The 18252-nt window shown below is 34.8% G+C and carries 18 protein-coding genes, 2 pseudogenes and 1 CRISPR repeat array (1 of these 21 running past the window's edge); of the genes and pseudogenes, 15 read left to right on the top strand and 5 right to left on the bottom strand.

From position 1 onward, the window contains the following. Nucleotides 1–2: 2 nt before the first annotated feature. Nucleotides 3–1985: an excinuclease ABC subunit UvrB gene (gene uvrB, locus ACECE_RS0215115; protein WP_010248705.1), complete on the bottom strand. Its 1983-nt coding sequence runs from the start codon at nucleotides 1983–1985 to the stop codon at nucleotides 3–5. Nucleotides 1986–2201: 216 nt separating this feature from the next. On the opposite strand from uvrB, the gene ACECE_RS0215120 reads away from it, so the two are divergent. Then, nucleotides 2202–3362 carry a glycerate kinase gene (locus ACECE_RS0215120; protein WP_010248707.1) on the top strand — a complete coding sequence of 387 codons (1161 nt, stop codon included), beginning with the start codon at nucleotides 2202–2204 and terminating at the stop codon, nucleotides 3360–3362. Nucleotides 3363–3477: 115 nt separating this feature from the next. Here the strand turns inward: ACECE_RS0215120 and ACECE_RS0215125 are convergent, their stop codons facing one another. Next, entirely contained in the window at nucleotides 3478–4260 is a 783-nt protein-coding gene (locus tag ACECE_RS0215125; protein WP_010248709.1) for a lysophospholipid acyltransferase family protein, read from the bottom strand. A 404-nt stretch (nucleotides 4261–4664) separates the two neighbouring features. Between ACECE_RS0215125 and ACECE_RS0215130 the strand changes: the two genes are divergently transcribed. The 5 genes and pseudogenes from ACECE_RS0215130 to ACECE_RS32365 all read left to right on the top strand — a co-directional run bounded on the left by ACECE_RS0215130 (nucleotide 4665) and on the right by ACECE_RS32365 (nucleotide 7218). Continuing rightward, complete coding sequence (locus ACECE_RS0215130; RefSeq protein WP_010248711.1) at nucleotides 4665–5105, top strand: hypothetical protein; 441 nt, start codon at nucleotides 4665–4667, stop codon at nucleotides 5103–5105. Nucleotides 5106–5282: 177 nt separating this feature from the next. Beyond that, nucleotides 5283–5531 carry a type II toxin-antitoxin system prevent-host-death family antitoxin gene (locus ACECE_RS0215135; RefSeq protein ID WP_010248713.1) on the top strand — a complete coding sequence of 83 codons (249 nt, stop codon included), beginning with the start codon at nucleotides 5283–5285 and terminating at the stop codon, nucleotides 5529–5531. 3 nt (nucleotides 5532–5534) lie between these two features. Further along, nucleotides 5535–5864 (top strand): type II toxin-antitoxin system RelE/ParE family toxin, encoded by a 330-nt coding sequence (locus tag ACECE_RS0215140; protein WP_010248715.1) that lies wholly within the window; start codon nucleotides 5535–5537, stop codon nucleotides 5862–5864. A gap of 591 nt (nucleotides 5865–6455) precedes the next feature. After that, nucleotides 6456–6557 (top strand): annotated as a pseudogene (locus ACECE_RS31825) (prevent-host-death protein); the annotation flags it as partial. Between the two features lie 94 nt (nucleotides 6558–6651). Further along, entirely contained in the window at nucleotides 6652–7218 is a 567-nt protein-coding gene (locus ACECE_RS32365; protein WP_407636667.1) for an RDD family protein, read from the top strand. Here ACECE_RS32365 and ACECE_RS32370 read toward each other — a convergent pair. From ACECE_RS32370 to ACECE_RS29470, 3 genes and pseudogenes are all read right to left on the bottom strand, one after another. Continuing rightward, a pseudogene (locus ACECE_RS32370) lies at nucleotides 7193–7261 on the bottom strand (hypothetical protein); the annotation flags it as partial. The gene ACECE_RS32365 and the pseudogene ACECE_RS32370 sit on opposite strands and share 26 nt — an antisense overlap. Before the next feature lie 28 nt (nucleotides 7262–7289). After that, nucleotides 7290–7871, bottom strand: a complete 582-nt coding sequence (locus ACECE_RS0215160) for a methyltransferase family protein (protein WP_010248721.1) — start codon at nucleotides 7869–7871, stop codon at nucleotides 7290–7292. A gap of 46 nt (nucleotides 7872–7917) precedes the next feature. Then, nucleotides 7918–8952, bottom strand: coding sequence for an alpha/beta fold hydrolase (locus ACECE_RS29470; protein ID WP_162862556.1), 1035 nt, complete (start codon nucleotides 8950–8952; stop codon nucleotides 7918–7920). 459 nt (nucleotides 8953–9411) lie between these two features. On the opposite strand from ACECE_RS29470, the gene ACECE_RS0215170 reads away from it, so the two are divergent. The 9 genes from ACECE_RS0215170 to ACECE_RS0215200 all read left to right on the top strand — a co-directional run bounded on the left by ACECE_RS0215170 (nucleotide 9412) and on the right by ACECE_RS0215200 (nucleotide 16856). Then, nucleotides 9412–9915, top strand: a complete 504-nt coding sequence (locus tag ACECE_RS0215170) for a DUF6431 domain-containing protein (RefSeq protein ID WP_010248725.1) — start codon at nucleotides 9412–9414, stop codon at nucleotides 9913–9915. A gap of 95 nt (nucleotides 9916–10010) precedes the next feature. After that, on the top strand, nucleotides 10011–10253 hold the full coding sequence (locus ACECE_RS31835; protein WP_010248727.1) for a hypothetical protein: 243 nt from the start codon (nucleotides 10011–10013) through the stop codon (nucleotides 10251–10253). Beyond that, nucleotides 10208–11191, top strand: coding sequence for a DDE-type integrase/transposase/recombinase (locus ACECE_RS27710; protein ID WP_235715958.1), 984 nt, complete (start codon nucleotides 10208–10210; stop codon nucleotides 11189–11191). The genes ACECE_RS31835 and ACECE_RS27710 overlap by 46 nt, the downstream gene beginning before the upstream one ends. After that, the gene (locus tag ACECE_RS27715) at nucleotides 11184–11546 is read left to right on the top strand and encodes an ATP-binding protein (RefSeq protein WP_010248732.1); all 363 of its coding nucleotides are present in this window, start codon (nucleotides 11184–11186) and stop codon (nucleotides 11544–11546) included. The genes ACECE_RS27710 and ACECE_RS27715 overlap by 8 nt, the downstream gene beginning before the upstream one ends. 337 nt (nucleotides 11547–11883) lie before the next feature. Further along, nucleotides 11884–12108 (top strand): CPBP family glutamic-type intramembrane protease, encoded by a 225-nt coding sequence (locus ACECE_RS32375; RefSeq protein ID WP_083878658.1) that lies wholly within the window; start codon nucleotides 11884–11886, stop codon nucleotides 12106–12108. 1098 nt (nucleotides 12109–13206) lie between these two features. Beyond that, on the top strand, nucleotides 13207–13854 hold the full coding sequence (locus ACECE_RS0215185; RefSeq protein ID WP_010248737.1) for a hypothetical protein: 648 nt from the start codon (nucleotides 13207–13209) through the stop codon (nucleotides 13852–13854). Between the two features lie 60 nt (nucleotides 13855–13914). Further along, a complete protein-coding gene (locus ACECE_RS29475; RefSeq protein ID WP_010248739.1) occupies nucleotides 13915–14829 on the top strand; it encodes an RDD family protein in 915 nt (304 codons plus the stop codon). 403 nt (nucleotides 14830–15232) lie between these two features. Continuing rightward, nucleotides 15233–15745 carry an ASCH domain-containing protein gene (locus ACECE_RS0215195; RefSeq protein WP_010248741.1) on the top strand — a complete coding sequence of 171 codons (513 nt, stop codon included), beginning with the start codon at nucleotides 15233–15235 and terminating at the stop codon, nucleotides 15743–15745. 196 nt (nucleotides 15746–15941) lie between these two features. After that, on the top strand, nucleotides 15942–16856 hold the full coding sequence (locus tag ACECE_RS0215200; protein WP_205410187.1) for a PhzF family phenazine biosynthesis protein: 915 nt from the start codon (nucleotides 15942–15944) through the stop codon (nucleotides 16854–16856). Nucleotides 16857–17242: 386 nt separating this feature from the next. Further along, a CRISPR array of direct repeats spans nucleotides 17243–18252; the repeat unit is 29 nt; unit sequence CTTTACATCCCGCATAGTTAAGGCAGTTC; it runs 9961 nt beyond the window's last position.

Here is an 18252-nt window from a genome sequence, read left to right on the forward strand (position 1 = left end):
ACTTATAAACCAAACTTACTTTTCAGTCCATTAAGCTTATCTCTTAACTCAGCAGCTCTTTCAAACTGCAAATCTGCCGCTGCCTTTTTCATTTCTTTTGTTAATCTGTCAATGATAGCCTGAGCCTCACCTTGACTTATAACCTCTTCTTCTCTACGTACAGAATACTCTGAGCTTTCCTCCGCAGCCTTTGTTGCTTCAATTACATCTCTTACACTCTTTTTAATACTCTGTGGAATAATCCCGTGCTCCTCATTATACTCTACTTGCAGCTTTCTTCTTCTATTTGTCTCACTTATAGCCTTTCTCATTGATTCAGTAACTGTATCAGCATACATTATTACTTTTCCTTCTACATTTCTAGCTGCCCTGCCGATAGTTTGTATCAGAGAAGTCTCAGATCTTAAGAATCCTTCCTTATCAGCATCAAGAATGGCTACTAGAGAAACCTCCGGCAAATCCAGCCCTTCTCTTAATAGATTTATCCCAACTAAAACATCAAATACTCCCAGTCTCAAGTCCCTTATAATCTCCATCCTTTCAATTGTCAGAATGTCGGAATGGAGATATTTAACCTTAAAATCCAACTCCTTAAGGTAATCCGTAAGGTCTTCGGACATTTTCTTTGTCAGGGTAGTAACAAGAACACGTTCATTTTTTTGTATTCTCTCATTGATCTCTCCAATAAGATCATCTATCTGCCCCTTTACTGGTTTTACTATAATTTCAGGGTCTATAAGCCCGGTAGGTCTTATTATCTGCTCAACTATCTGCTGTGAATTATTCCTCTCGTATGCAGCAGGTGTAGCACTAACAAAAACAATCTGATTTATCCTCTCCTCGAACTCATTAAACTTCAAAGGCCTGTTATCAAAGGCCGATGGCAGCCTGAATCCGTAATCAACCAGCGATTGCTTTCTCGATCTGTCCCCATTATACATAGCACCTACCTGCGGAACAGTAACATGTGACTCATCAATCATCATCAGGAAATCATCCGGGAAATAATCTATAAGCGTATAAGGGGAACTCCCGGGTTCTCTACCGCTAATATGTCTAGAATAATTCTCAATTCCCTGGCAAAAACCTACTTCCTGGAGCATCTCAAGATCATATCTTGTTCTCTGCTCAAGCCTTTGGGCTTCAAGCAGTTTACCATCTTCCTTGAGTTCTTTCAGACGTTCCTCAAGCTCTTTTTCTATATTTACCATTGCTTTTTCCATTTTTGACCGTGTAGTCGCATAGTGGGAAGCAGGAAATATAGCAGCATGTGACATTGAGCCTAGTATCTCACCAGTCAGGTAATTTATTTCAGTTATCCGATCTATCTCATCTCCAAAAAACTCTACACGAATTACCTTGTCGGAAGAATATGAAGGAAATATCTCCAGAACATCTCCTCTTGCCCGAAACTTCCCACGTTTGAAATCTATCTCATTTCTTTCATATTGTATTTCAACAAGCTTTCTGATAATCTCATCCCTATCCTTTTGCATCCCCTTTCTCAAGGAAAGCATAAGGTCTGTATAGTCTTCAGGATCACCCAGACCATAAATACATGAAACACTGGCAACAATAATTACATCTCTTCTTTCGAACAATGCAGCAGTAGCCGAGTGTCTAAGCTTGTCTATCTCCTCATTTATTGAAGCATCCTTTTCAATGTAGGTATCTGTGGTTGCAATATATGCTTCAGGCTGATAATAGTCATAATAACTGACAAAATACTCAACTATATTGTCCGGAAAAAACTCCTTAAACTCACTGCAAAGCTGCGCAGCGAGGGTTTTGTTATGAGCAATTATCAGGGTTGGTTTTTGCACTCTTTCAATTACGTTAGCCATTGTAAAGGTCTTACCCGAACCGGTAACACCTAAAAGGGTTTGTCCCTTAAGTCCTCTGTTAATACCTTCACACAACTTATCTATAGCTTTAGGTTGGTCCCCGCAAGGTTTGTATTCAGATGCAATCTTAAATTCAGGCATAATTATTACTCTCCCAAAATTTTAGTTTAATCTATTATATCATATTGAATCAGATATTCAAACATACGTTTGGGATATTTCCGCAATGAATAATAGCTAAGGAGGAGTGCGTATGGATAATACGTGTGAATTTACACACTTAGAAGCTAACCTTGATTATTAAGCCAAATCTATGTAATAATGAATCCATGCATTGATCATTCCAAGGAGGTCGGCATGAAAATACTATTAGCTCCCGATTCGTTCAAAGGCTCTCTTTCCTCTTTAGAGGTTATAAATATCATAGAAGAGAGTGCAATAAAACATTTTGAAAAAATAGAAATAATAAAAGTACCTATAGCAGATGGCGGCGAAGGGACAGTTGAGGCGATAGTTTTAGCTGCAAACGGCAAATATGAGACTGCCTGGGTTGTTGATCCACTTGGTAGAAAGCTAGAAGCAAAATACGGTGTTATAAATGGAAAAACGGCTGTAATAGAAATGGCTCAGGCCTCCGGTTTGACTTTGCTTAAGGAGGATGAAAGGAATCCTTTAAAAACTACTACATTTGGAACGGGCCAACTAATTAAGGATGCACTTGATAAAGGATATAGAAGCTTTTTGATAGGTATTGGCGGAAGTGCAACAAATGATGCAGGGATTGGTGCTGCACAGGCGCTTGGAGTGAGATTCATGGATAGCGATGGAGCTGATTTAGGATTTGGAGGACAGTTTTTATCAAGACTTGAATTATTTGATATGAGCGGAATTGACAATAGGATTAGGGAATCGGACATTACTGTTATAAGTGATGTTACAAATCCGTTAACCGGACAGACAGGTGCCACAAGGGTATTTGCAAAGCAAAAAGGTGCCAAAGAAGAAATGATTTTGGAGCTGGAGAATGGAATGAATCATTTCGCAAAGATAGTAAAAAGTCAGCTCGGTATTGATATTGACAGTATCAAAGGTGCAGGTGCAGCGGGCGGATTAGGTGCTTGCCTTGTTGCCTTCTTTGGGGCCAATATCAAATCCGGAATTGATACAATTTTGGATATTGTTGATTTTGATGGAAAACTTGAAGATGTTGATTTGGTAATCACGGGTGAAGGTAGGATAGACAGCCAATCAGCGTTTGGAAAAGTACCTGTAGGCGTTGCAAAAAGATGCGTTGAACATGGTGGAGCGGGTTCAAAGAAAATTCCGGTGATTGCACTGGTTGGTTCAATCGGTGAGGGTGCTGAAGCGGCATATGTGCATGGAATAGATTGTATTATTTCGTCTGTCCGAGAACCTATGCCTTTGGAAAAGGCTATTAGTAATGCTGACCAGAACCTAAGGCAAGCTGCAGATGACCTGTTCAGATTGCTGAAATGTGGAATTCATTTAGGGAGATAGTTCTCAAAATTATAAAAATGGGACTCCAAACTCCAAAATTCCTTTGATATTTTTCGTCCCATGCTCTTAAAAGCCCCTAAAAAAGGCTATATCAATTTATCACTATCCTCGTATTCTAATTAGTTAGTTTAAATCTTTTTCTCGTTTGATGTTCTTCATCAAGCATAGCTTCTCTTGCTGGAATTCCCGTAAGTTCACCTAATTCATTCTGTGCTTCAATTACTCTTTCTAACCATAATTGTTTATAATCATCAAAATTTCGGCAGTTTTTTGGTATAAAAATTGGTTCTCCAAACATTAAACGATTCTCGGCCTGTTCAACAGCTTGCTCAATAAAAGCCGGCAGAACAGGAATACCCAGTAATCTAGCTAACCAGAATGCTCCTGACTCAATATCTTCTGCTCTATCTTTATTTATGTCATAAATTGTTCCTTGAGAGAATATCAGAAAATGCTTTGGTTTTTCGCCTTCATTAAACCACTTTGATGCAGATTTCATTGCCGCCATTGATCCAGCAAGACTTTTACGGTCAACTGGAATAACCTTTTCCATCTCTAATATCGGCATTAATTCTTTAGGTATGGAAACACCATTAAAGCAATTTTCTTTGGCGAAAACAAATATCTCCGGATAAGTATTTATACTTTGATGCATAAGTTCATAATAATAACTCATTATTATCGGAGCATCAGAATCAGTTAAATGATTAGTTGCTAATATATAAGAAGTTGTAGCAAAATCTTCAGGTAGATTATACGCTTTAAAATTATATACTTTTAAAATCATTTTCTTTACTTCAATTAACCTATTTCTTAGTTTTTCCGGATTATCTATAATATTTAATATTTCTTCTTTGGCATCCTCATTAAATAATGAACTGGCATTAAACAAATGCATAACATTCCCCCACATTAGTCGAAATTTAATTCTATCCTATACATCGAAATTATTTCTTATTTACATAATAATCTTAATTCACATTTTATTTTTATATATTATATCATATTAAATTAGATATCCAATATACCTTCGAGATATTAATAAACTTTGTCTCACCGACATTCAATTGTTTTTTATTAATATGCTGGCCAAGCAATAAGTTTCAAGTTGTTTCAATAATTATGCATATTACGATTGCATGTATTATAAAGAAGTTTTTAGCATGAAAGATTAAAAAGTATGATACAATTATTGTTAATTAAGAAGAATTTATTTTAGGTTAACATGTATGAATTTGAAAATAAGACAAACTACAGTTACATATGTGGCAATTATGTCGCTAATGGTAAGTTATCGGAAAGATGAGACAAGATAGAAACGCCTATGAAGTTTATATTATAGATTGTGGTTATTTGAATGCTCAAGATCCAAATGCAAAAATATCAAACTTTAAAAATTGGGTTGAAGAAGGATGTCCTGATGAATCAGAATCTAAAGAATATATTGATATAATTGGGCTTAGAGATCACTCAGTATCATATATAGAACCATATGATGTAATTTTGGTTAGTGCTCCTAAAAATGGTTCAAAAGATCTTCTTGTAGCCAAACAACAAACTAAGAAATTTAAACGGCTGACATCGTGTCAGCCGCTGAGCTTCGAAGGCACAACTTTACGAATAATCCCTCTAGCCCACAGCGTTTCTCGGGCGCAGTTGCGCGCTGACGAGGGTTATCACATGCAGTATATCAGCATTACACCGTTTCGCCGGCCGCACAGCGGCTCTCACGGGTCTTTCTAATGGGTCCGGCTCAAACGGCTTGGGGCATGTACACGTTAGCTGCAATCGGACACAATGGTGCCATCCTTAGTTTAATTTTATTAGTATACTAGTATGTGCTGTAATATTTGTTGTTTTATTTTAAGTAATATTTGTGATAAAATAAATACATAAAGAATATTTTTAGGAGTTGATATTATGCCTAATATAAGGCCTGTATCTGATTTGAGAAATTACAATGAAGTTTTAAAGGAGATTGCAATTGATGAACCTGTATTCTTGACTAAAAACGGAAGAGGCCGCTATGCAATTATTGATATGGCTGAGTACGAAAAGATTAGAGCGACTATAAAACTGTTATCTCAACTTTCGGATGCTGAAAAAGCAGTAAAAAGTGATAAAGACTGGCTTAGTGCTGATGATGTTAGGAAAATCTTGGGGGAATAATCTTTGCATACATTAAGAATAAATCCTTTAGCGTTACAAGATTTGAAGGAGATTAAAGAGTATATTGCCACCGAACTTGATAACCCTAAAGCTGCAAATAGGATAATTGATAAGATAATAAGTAAATACGAGTCGTTAGCCGAATATCCATTTATAGGGAATGAATTAAGCGTAAAAATAGGTATTAGTACAGATTTTCGTTTTTTAGTTTGTGAAAAGTATATTATCTTTTATAAAGCTGATGAAACAAATGTTTATATATATCGAATTTTATATGGTTCAAGAGACTATATTAGAGTTTTGTTTGGTGACATTGATAAAAGTGGGATTTGAGGGGTGCACATTCTGTGCACCTCTGAGTTTTATGATCAGCCAGTGGTTGAGAATAAAGAAAAGAAGATATAGAAAATTTAAAATCAGAAATAAATGTTTTACAGGGAGAATTAGAAAAGAAGAATACAAGATTACTCAGTTTAAAACAATAATGAGGTGATTGCTATAATTAATAAGCTATTTGAAATTTTTATTCTTATATTTGGAATATTAATAGTCTGGTTTTTTTGTAATATAGCATGTCAACTACGAAACTATAGTTTCGGACATAGGTTTGTAAAAGCATTTGTGGCTGAAAACAGTTTTCAACGCGCTTTTACTATATTACATAGATGGTTTGATGAAGACATAGATTCTTTAGATTTGAATAAGATAACGTATATTGGTTTCTTTAATGTTATAATATGTATAATTATAGGTATTGTTGTTATACCATTTTCATTAATTACTTATTTTTTTAATCATTCACTTGCAATTTGGATTTATTTATATTGGTGTGGTGGATGCTTTCTTTTAAGTTTACTTGCTTTTTTCTTGCAGGTAATAGATAGTATTCTAAATGCTATTTTGAGATACTTTAATAAGTAAAATATCAGGCCTGTATCTGATTTGAGAAATTACAATGAAGTCTTAAAGGAGATTGCAATTGCTGAACCTGTATTCTTGACTAAAAACGGAAGAGGCCGCTATGTATAAAATTTAAGATTAGAGTCATCCCTGTGAAGACCGTTCAAAATCAAATAATATTATAAGGTGAAAAGATATGAATATTGAAAATTTATTGACTATGACAAAGAAGGACATAATTGACACAAGAAGTTTGGCTGCCTTTATTGATTTTATATTTATTGCTATCTTGACGCTCATAGTAGGTTCAGTTGTAAACTCTAGTAATGCATTAGTAATTGTACTAAGCTATATTGCGATCGTATTATTATATTTTATATCATTTGAAAGTCTTTTGGGATTTACGATAGGTAAATTTATTCTTGGAATTAGAGTGATAAATAATGAGTGTGGAAAACCTACTACTTGTCAATCAGCAGTTAGAGCCTTGTTTTGGCTTATAGAAGTAAATCCAATCTTAATAATAACTTTATTTACATTTATTATTGCAAGAAACAGCAAGACCAAACAAAGATTTGGCGACAAAGTATCTAATGTATATGTTGTAAGGAAAAAGGATTTGAAGCAGTTTTTATCAAATGAAAATTATCAAAATATGAGTTCTGAAGCGTTTGATTACCATTTTAATAAACCTAAAGTTAAAATTAATAGGCTTCTTCAAATGCAAGTTCTTCAAATCCTGTCTTCAATTCTGCCATTGGTACTTTGTTTTTTCCTCTTATATTGATAACCCTTAACAAGGCAACATATCTTTTCATCCACTCACCCATCTTCACAAATTCTGTTTTGACACATAGTCTATATCTTTCGTCCGATATATCTACATACCTTTTTTCTATACTTCAAATAGTCTTTCCCAAATGCGTTTACCAGAAACGCTTCTTCTACATTCACAATTTGCAAGTGCAACATAACAACTGCCAGCAATGTTATTGCAAACAATCCCCAATTAAAGAACATAAAAAGGATCGATAAATAGATTAAATCAAAGCCTAAAAAAGCAGGATTTCGACTAAAAGCATATATCCCTGATGTCACAAGTTCTGTTTTTTCATCTTTTGGAACACCTGCTCGCCAACTATCACGCATTGTAAGCACCGATACTGTAAACACAGCAACTCCTAATATACCCAATATGCCACCTACTACTCTTAGCCATGTTAAATCAATATGTGTAGTACTAATAATGCTAATCAGTTCAACAACAGGAACAATTAATGTCACAATTTTGAGTGTAATCTCTATGACTTTTACGAATCCCTCTTTCCCCTTGCCCAAAAGATTGGTTTGTATCCCTTGCTTTCGTTGGCTAAAAAATTTACTAAAATACACGCTGTAAAACATAATTAATATCAATACTGCAATCATTTGATATACCATATCGTAACCTCCAAATTCTTCATTGTCTCTTGCCCATCTTCGTATATTATTTTTCAAGGTCAACGATAAAATCCTGTATAAGTTTGCTGCACTCGTCAGGCTTTTGCACATAAATCAGATGATCTCCGGGAACACAAGCGACCGTGCAATTTCCCATTTTCTCCGCGTAGGGATGGATGGTCTCCTGTCTGCCTTTCTTGCAGTTATCCAGTATCTTTTTTGCTTTCTCGTCATCTTCCTTGTAGTTCGTAGGCCACTTTGGCATATCAAGACCGTTTTTTTCTATCTGTCGGTTCACCCATTTACCATTTTCGTTCAGTTCTTCAGCTGTCTGAAACCCCCAGCTTGCACAGATATATAGTTTTGGGATGTCATTTGTGACAATTTGATTAAATGCATTCTGTGCATTTTCTGTGAGCATACCGGTCTCGGATATCAGAGCAATGGAATCCAATGTCATCAGGGAAAGGGTATCACTGAGGCGCTGTTCTTCTTCGGAAAAATTGTCAGGATACAAATAACTATAATCTCTCAACACATATCTGTTGAAACCAAGTTTTGCAAGAAACGCGTATGCCTTATCGCCAAAATTCGGACTAAACTCTGGTTCTTCTTCAAAGGCATTTTCATCTAACTGACTACCGTCAAGAAACACCACCGCTTCTATCTCCTTAGGATACTTACTTGACCAATAGTTTGCATACGCTCCACCAACGGAATGCGCAGCAAGGATGTACGGTGCTTGAATATCCGCACTTTTGAGTGCTTTGCGGTAATCCTCCACGATATATTCAAGTGTCATCTCGCTATCTGTATCATCACTTAAGCCATAGCCAGCACGATCAACAAATACTACTAAATTATCCTTTTCAAGACTTTCTGTCATTTGTCTTTCCGTAACGGAATAATCTCCCATACCAAGGCCTGCCAATGAAACAATCGTATGACTGCCTTGCTCATTTCCAAATTTCGCAACATTCAGCGAATAGTCCCCTACCGATACAGGATTATAATACCCCTTTTCTTTCAGCAGTTCCAGTTCACTCTTTGATTTATTACGATGAACTATAAATGTCGCCAAGGTAAATAAAAGCAAAGCGGCGAGCAATACTACCAAAATCCCGATACCTATTTTTCCGATTTTTTTAAGTTTCATGTATATCTCCCTAGAAAATTATGACTTATATGGACAAATTGGAGTTTGTTAACTCGATAATTGTAGAACGACAATTTAGTTTCCTCTAATTTCAAGAAATTACTGCAAATTAAATTCTGGTTTTTACCTAAACATCTGATTTTACTTTGCCGCAATCCAGGGCATTTTTTTATTAGTTACCTCTTGACCTTTGTAATCATATTTTTTATATTTTTATTATAACAAAAAAGAGAAATCCACTCACCACAGTCTCTTTCTCTTAATTGTTCATGCTAATAAAAATTAACACAAAAATAACAAACATACTATTATGATAAGAGTTTTTAACCTGTTCTGCAAGATAAAATTTATTAATATTTCTGCTAAGGATTTTTTCTTAAATCCATGTCAGGATTCATAATATCAGAATTCAAGTGTCCTTGTTGTAAAACAAAGCATCCTGACTGGAAGAAGCATTCTCAATACAACCGTTATCTTGTTTCTTTTGAAAACGGGTGTGTTGTATATTATCAAATTACTGTTACAAGATACCAATGTTCATCTTGTGGGCATACCCATGCAATACTACCGGAATCTATCATTCCATACTGCTCATACAGCTTTTTGTTTATTCTTGCAGTTATGAGAGATTATTTCAACAGATCAATCACAGTAACAGATATCTGTGCCAAATATAATATTTCTGTTTCCACTCTCTACTCATGGAAAAGCTTGTTCCTAAATCAAAAGAAAATTTGGATTGGTCTTCTTGAAGATGCTTGTACATCATCAATACAATTTCTGAATTCAGAAAACCTTTTATATAAACTTGAAGAATTTTTTCTAATTGCAGGTGTTTCATTCCTGCAAAATGCTCACATCAAAAAAGCTAAATATAATCCGCCATAAAATCGGTTCATTTTTGTATTTTATCTTTCACATAAAATCGAAATTTATTTATGCTTTGTCCCCTGTTATTATGTGAGCAGGAGGTGATTTGTGTCATGAATGACACTTTTAATGACAAAAAATATAGTGAAGCCGTGGAAATTGCACATATGCGTTTTGGTGCTATAGCTCCTGTACTACAGGGGTTGTTTGCTGAGCCTACAAAAACAGCTTATTACAAAAAGATTGCTGAGAAAGCATTTAAAATGCCAAATGGGAAAGAGCTACTTTATAACTACAATACATTTGAAAAATGGGAGGCTCGTTACAACAGTTCCCTCGCATTAATGCAACATTAATATACAACAAGCTTATTGAGGACGGTTTTATCAAACAATCAGAAGTATCTGTTTCAGCTGTACAAAGATTCATTAAGAAAAACGACCTAAAATCTGCAAGAAATCCTAATATGAAAGACCGTAAGGCTTTTGAAGAAGAATTTCCTTGTGACATGTATCAGGCTGATACTTGCCATAGTATCTACATAACTGAAAACGGAGTAAAACGTAAGACATATCTTTTTCATATTGTTGATGATCATTCAAGACTAATTGTTGGTGCGCGCTTCTTTTACAACGACAATGCATACAACTTTCAACAGGTTTTAAAAGAAGCTATAGCTCGTTACGGTCTTTGCAGAAAAATTTATTGTGACAATGGTTCTACCTATGTGAACAAGCAATTGAGCCTTATTCTTGGTTCCCTTGGCATCATAGAAATACACGCTCCTGTTAGGGATGGTGCTGCAAAAGCTAAAGTAGAAAGAAGTTTTCGCACCATTAAGGATACTTGGCTGAATGGATTTGATCCATCTGGAGTAAAATCTCTTGAACAATTAAACCGCTTGCTGACCGATTATGTCAGAATGCGTAACAATTCATTCAACCGTGATATTGGTGAAACACCTATGGAACGCTACTCACGCCATATTAACCAGATCAAATTCCCACAAAACCGGGAATGGCTTGATGAATGTTTTATGAATCGTACAATACGCAAGGTCAATAATGATTCTACAGTTTCGATAGATTCAATATCCTATGACGTACCTATGCAATTCATCCGTATGAAAGTAGAAATCCGCTACCTACCTGATGATATGAAAAATGCTTACATTTTATACGCCGGTAAACGCTATTACATAAGACCTACAAATAAATTGGAGAATTCCCGTACAAAGCGTGAAAACACTCCAGTTATAGACTACTCAAAGAACGGGGGCTTTAAAGATGTATAAACAGTATTATGGTCTGACTTTTAATCCTTTTGACAAATCTGCACCAATAAAAACAGCCTTTCAATCAAGAGATCATGTTGAAATGCAGAACCGACTTTCCTTTCTGAAAAACACTCGCGGGATAGGACTTTTTACTGCTCCACCAGGTATGGGAAAGACTCACGCATTACGTTGTTTCGCAGACAATCTTAATCCAAATCTCTGCCAAATGAGTTATACTTGCCTTTCAACAATCAGTGTGACAGAATTTTACCGCCAGTTATGTGCACAACTGGGACTGGAACAGTCCAGACGAAAAACAGAAATGTTCAAGTCAATCCAGTATCAAGCTATTCTGATAAGATTAAAGGCATAGATATTTTAGGCGTTTCACAAACCAATTCGGAAAGCTTGGCTCAATAAAATTGAATTTAGGCCTGACTCTGTGATGATAGACTGCTTTGAAGTGATATAACTTTTAACTTGACAACAATGTGCTTTTTTAGTGAGAACAATTTGTAGTCCTGATTTTAATTTGACGTTATATTATCATTTCTAACTGAAAACAATTTGATGTCAGGCCTGATTTCATTGTGACGTTCAACAATCTAACATTAACAAATACGATATTAAGAACTATATATTACATTTGTATTTTAGGATTTGCAGAAGAGCTTATTTTTAGGGGATATTTGCTAGAAAGATAAAAAGAAATACAAAACTCTAAGCTATTTGCTGTTATTGTATCTTCATTGGTATTTGCTTTATGGCATTATCCTGTTAGTTATTATTTTAGTCAGGTAATCTTTGCTTTTTTCTTTGGGATTATTCTTTCAATAATTAGGATAAAGGCAAAGGGGAACATTATATTGGCATTAGCAGTTGGGCATGGATTATATAACTCTTTTGGTATTTTGGCGGGCTATTTTATCAAATAAGAATTATAGCATAAGTATAAGTATTTCTAATAAGGTGCATCATCCATGGTACTCTGGCTTGGTGAGTCCGCCGCACATCAGAGAACAAGTCCATTTGAGTAAAGGGCATGCTTACGGGTCATCCTGCCCACATCGATTCATCGGGCTTGTGCCTCTCACGCGGATTCTTAACGGGCGCAATTAATGAATACTTCAATTAGCCCCCCGATAAAATAAACAAGATTCCAAATTTGGCATGGTTTTGTTATAATTGTCTAAAGATAGTACAAAGTGGAGAGATACCACAAGGAATAAACTCAAAAATGAAATCAAATATTCTAAATTACTAGAAAAAGCTTAAAGTTTTAAACTGAAGCATTTTGCTATCGTGAGGTAGCAAGAAGTCGAAAGCCGAGGAAGGCAAATAGGTTGGTTTGTTGGAAAGCCTGATGAATTGAAAGGTTCTTGTCCGGTTTGGAGCCGGGGAAAAGCTAGAGATCACTTTAAAGACTTACCTATGGCTATGGCGCTTTAAAACAATAATGAGGTGATTGCTATAATTAATAAGCTATTTGAAATTTTTATTCTTATATTTGGAATACTAATAGTCTGGTTTTTTTGTAATATAGCATGTCAACTACGCAACTATAGTTTCGGACATAGGTTTGTAAAAGCATTTGTGGCTGAAAACAGTTTTCAACGCGCTTTTACTATATTACATAGATGGTTTGATGGAGACATAGATTCTTTAGATTTGAATAAGATAACGTATATTGGTTTCTTTAATGTTATAATATGTATAATTATAGGTATTGTTGTTATACCATTTTCATTAATTACTTATTTTTTTAATCATTCACTTGCTATTTGGACTTATTTATATTGGTGTGGTGGATGCTTTCTTTTAAGTTTACTTGCTTTTTTCTTGCAGGTAATAGATAGTGTTCTAAATGCTATTTTGAGATACTTTAATAAGTAAAATATAAGGCCTGTATCTGATTTGAGAAATTACAATGAAGTCTTAATAAGTAAATACGAGTCGTTAGCTGAATATCCATTTATAGGGAATGAATTAATGATAAATTTGGATGAATTGCATGAGGGGTTGGTGGATATATAATGAAAACAATTATTAAATTTGGTGTAATAAGCAGTGTTATTATAAGCATTACTTTTTCTGGATGTAGTAATAGTATTCAAACATCTAAAGAAAATGAGATTGTTCAAATGAAAGAAGAAATAGAAAATTTAAAATCAGAAATAAATGTTTTACAGGGAGAATTAGAAAAGAAGAATGAAATTCAAACTTTGTTAAATAGCAAAAATGAAAGCAGTAATCAAAGTGAAGGCCTTCTTGATGTTTCCTATATATCTGTTAACAAGAAAAAAGTATCATCAAATATAATAATAGTTAATGAACGTGGATTGAATCTTAATGCACTTTGTAATGCTTGGAATGATATAAGCATTGAAATACAAGATTACTCAGATAAACAGTTTGGGGGATATTCAGGAGACAAAGTTCCTACAAAATTTAAAGTATCCTTTAATGGGAAATTCACTGAATTCGAGGGTATTGTTTATGCTTCTTCAGTTAATGGAGAACCAATGGCGGAGTACATTGGAGGAGAATTTGGTGATATTAGAGCGAGATATAAAAGTTGTATTTTGTTAAAAGATAAAGGTAGTGTAATTAGACTTTTTGAGTTACTTGGAATAGGTTGTACCTTTAACGAAGATAATTCTCTAGATTTGTATAAAATTTAAGATTAGAGTCATCCCTGTGAAGACCGTTCGAAATCAAATAATATTATAAGGTGAAAAGATATGAATATTGAAAATTTATTGACTATGACAAAGAAGGACATAATTGACACAAGAAGTTTGGCTGCCTTTATTGATTTTATATTTATTGCTATCTTGACGCTCATAGTAGTTTCAGTTGTAAACTCTAGTAATGCATTAGTAATTATACTAAGCTATATTGCGATCGTATTATTATATTTTATATCATTTGAAAGTCTTTTGGGATTTACGATAGGTAAATTTATTCTTGGAATTAGAGTTATAAATAATGAGTGTGGAAAACCTACTACTCGTCAATCAGCAGTTAGAGCCTTGTTTTGGCTTATAGAAGTAAATCCAATCTTAATAATAACTTTATTTACCTTTATTATTGCAAGAAACAGCAAGACCAAACAAAGATTTGGTGACAAAGTATCTAATGTATATGTTGTAAGAAAAAAGGATTTGAAGCAGTTTTTATCAAATGAAAATTATCAAACTATGAATTCTGAAGCGTTTGATTATGATTTTAATAAACCTAAAGTTAAAATTAGTAGGATGGATATAGATGGGAGAATATTAGACAAGAGTATAGTGCTATCATTTGATGGTAACAAAAGCTTAAGAATTTACGGAGTAAAAGGAATGACTGCCTCTGAAATAATAGAAGAAATTGAAAAGGGCGGGCGATTCATAGTATTTAAGTCGTGTGTGTCAGCGATTTTTATTTCGCAGATGAAAACCTCAGATATATTCTTTATAAAGTTTGAGCAGCCGTTTATCAAAGTTCACTGGCCCATAACACTAAAAACTATCTTATTCGGTTGGTGGTCAATTGCTGGTTTTTTCTGGACAATAAGCTGTTTGATAACGAATTTTAAAGGTGGTATAGATTTGACGCAAGATATTTCAATAGCATTTTACGATATATTAAATGAAAATGTGTTTAAGTTGTAGCAGTTTGAAATCTTTCAATTTGAGAGATTGATTGGTGGTGACTGCAAATTTAAGGCGCCTTAAGGGTTAGAGGACATTTTAGATGTGGGGCGTTTTTGAAAAGTCAAGTATTTTTGGAAAATCCTTTGATTTTTCTTTAATTTTTTGTATTTTAAATGTATATATTTTTTGTTATAATCACTTTACCTATTTATTCCATGGCATCTTGATGACATTGGCTACGCGGGCCCTCTCACCGGCAAGCCCCGCTTCCTGGTCACGTTCCTCCTGTCCGGTTCGTGGGCGTGGGCAATGAGTGACGTTTAGTCGAAATCCTTTTGAAGTAAGTACAAATTTGGAGTTTTTGTTTGAATTTTTCTCATTTTAAATAGCATAATTCAATTTAAGTTAGGGAGTGAATCATTTGGATAAAGTAAATCTTATAAGTCAAGTATGGAAAAGTTTTCTACATTCAGTTGGAGAATCAATTGAGACAACAGATAAGACATTTACATCTTGGCATTTTGAAGTTACAGAGAGAGGTGCAAATTCGTTACTTGATTTAGTGATAGCTGGGAAAAAGAAAGCCACAGCTTCTTCACCATGGGTGTTTGAATATGATAACGAACCACTTCCTAAAGTGGGCGATTATTCTATTATCACAAATTGGGATGGGATTCCAAAAGCAATAATTAGAACGAAGAATATTGAAATTCTGCCTTTCAAGGAAGTAACAGAAACTTTTGCAGCAAAAGAAGGCGAAGGTGACCAAAGTCTAGATTTTTGGAGAAAGGCTCATAAAGACTATTTTACATACGAGTGTTTAAGGATAGGAAAGCAGTTCACTGAAGATATCCCAGTTCTCTGCGAAGAATTTGATTTAGTTTTTATAGTTGATGATGTAACCATTGATAATAGTTCTGAAGCTATAGTTTAACACTGGCAGCGAACGTAAGGAAAGTGTTTTTAGGTAGTGGTAATTTTAAGAATAGTGCCAACGGACTTCGAACAATGCGTATTCGCAAGGGTGCGGATGAGTAGATGCATGAAGTAGTGCATAGAGGTCTGCCGCACCACATCTCCGCATACTTTCGACGATATGCGTTGAAGTATTTATATAATTATTTTTGTCAATGAAAGGACTAAATGTTATGAAGGAATTCATTTTTAAAAAAATTGATGCTTTTGCTACAATGAAGTCAGCTGGAAATCCAGCAGGTTATATAAATTTAGATTCAAAAGAAAGTATTAATGAGAATGAGATGCAACAGATAGCAAGAGAATTGAAAGGATTTGTAAATGAGGTTGGATATATTTATAAGGAAAATGAAACTACCTTTTCTCTAAAATACTACTCTTCCGAGCGAGAGGTTGAATTTTGCGGGCATGCAACAATTGCGATAATGTACGACATGATAAAGAATACAAACAGCCTAATAAACAAACCGGAAATTAACATTATAACAAATAAGGGAAAGTTGATTGTGGAAAACCAAATTTCAAAAAAAGATGCAGTTTTCATTTTTGCTCCAAATCCGGAATTTAGAACAACGAAAATTAGTAAGGAAGAGATTGCTTCTGCACTGAATATTGATATTGCTGCAATAAGTGTCAAATTTGAAATGTCAATTGTTAATGCAGGATTAGAAACCTTAATAGTTCCAATCAATACGTTACAGTCGATATTAAATATTAATCCGGAACTTGATATACTGAAGAATTTCTGTTTGAAAAAGAATATAGATATTATTGAAGTTTTTTGTGATGAGACTTATGATAAAAAGTGCGATTTTAGGACAAGGGTATTTGCACCTACTTTTGGCTATTTGGAAGACCCCGCCACAGGCTCTGGTAACTCAGCATTTGGTTATTATCTTTTAAAGAATGATTTGTGGAATAAAGAGTCTGTCATAATCGAGCAAAATGGTACTACAGATAGATTCAATATTGTACAGCTTAAAACAAGAGTTGATGCAGATGGAAATATACGAGTACTTTTTGGTGGAGGAGCAATTACCAGAATTGAAGGAAAGTATATTTTGACTTAATCAAAGTAATGGTTTTCTTTGAGGCCTTGAGGCATGGTAGTATTGCTCGTTGCAGCCTGAAATGATGGAATTACAACTGTCATTGATAAGATAATTCAAGAGTATATAAGAATAATAACCGAGCAATATGCGAAGCAAAATTCTATCCTCAAAACTTTGGATTTAGACCATACAGATCAACAAATCATAAATGACGTTTGCAAAAACACTCATAAATCTCAATACACCTCAAAAACCGATAATAGCCATAGAACAACATAAATCACAGGATACTTCTAAGAAAGCTATACAGGATTGGTGTAAAGGATAAAAGAATTATCGAAATAATCCACACGCCTGTGTAAATCGTGCCTTCATTAATCATGTTTAACCCTTCATTTCTTTCACTTTACATCCCACATAGTTAAGGCAGTTCACCGATACACATCGTAACTACTCTTAATTCATGCCCCTTTACATCCCGCATAGTCAAGGCAGTTCCGTTGGTTTTGTACATTGTATGTATATGTTTCCCCACTTTACATCCCGCATAGTTAAGGCAGTTCTGGATAACTGAGTATGGATGCCCTATGGTAAGAGACTTTACATCCGGCATAGTTAAGGCAGTTCACCTGCTTGTAGAACATCCCTATAGTGCTATATATACTTTACATCCCGCATAGTTAAGGCAGTTCTGATGCAGCGACTCAGGAAAAGCTTGCTATCGAGACTTTACATCCCGCATAGTTAAGGCAGTTCCTCTGCTAGTTGATTGATTCTTTTTGTACTGTGTCCCTTTACATCCCGCATAGTTAAGGCAGTTCTTATAAGTATGATGACCATTACATGACTATCCTTAGTCTTTACATCCCGCATAGTTAAGGCAGTTCATCGTCAAGCCAAATTGGCATTTTCAATTTTGCTGCTTTACATCCCGCATAGTTAAGGCAGTTCCCATAATTTCGTTTACCTCCATTTTTTAATTGATTTTCTTTACATCCCGCATAGTTAAGGCAGTTCAATGGTGGTAAGCAGCAATAAAATAACCGGTGCCATCTTTACATCCCGCATAGTTAAGGCAGTTCCCATTGGCGGTCATCGCTTGACGTTCTCCATTCGTCCTTTACATCCCGCATAGTTAAGGCAGTTCTAAAGACTTTACAAGTTCTCTGAATTCCTCATTCTTCTTTACATCCCGCATAGTTAAGGCAGTTCGCTCTAGGGTTTGCCTCCATATGTTGAATCAGAAATCTTTACATCCCGCATAGTTAAGGCAGTTCGGAATGGAAGAGGCTTACCATTGGGCTGATATATCAGCTTTACATCCCGCATAGTTAAGGCAGTTCCACTCCTAAAACTCAAAATGACTATCTCCAAAACACTTTACATCCCGCATAGTTAAGGCAGTTCACAAATC

Source organism: Acetivibrio cellulolyticus CD2 (genome assembly GCF_000179595.2).
Classification (GTDB): Bacteria; Bacillota; Clostridia; order Acetivibrionales; family Acetivibrionaceae; genus Acetivibrio; species Acetivibrio cellulolyticus.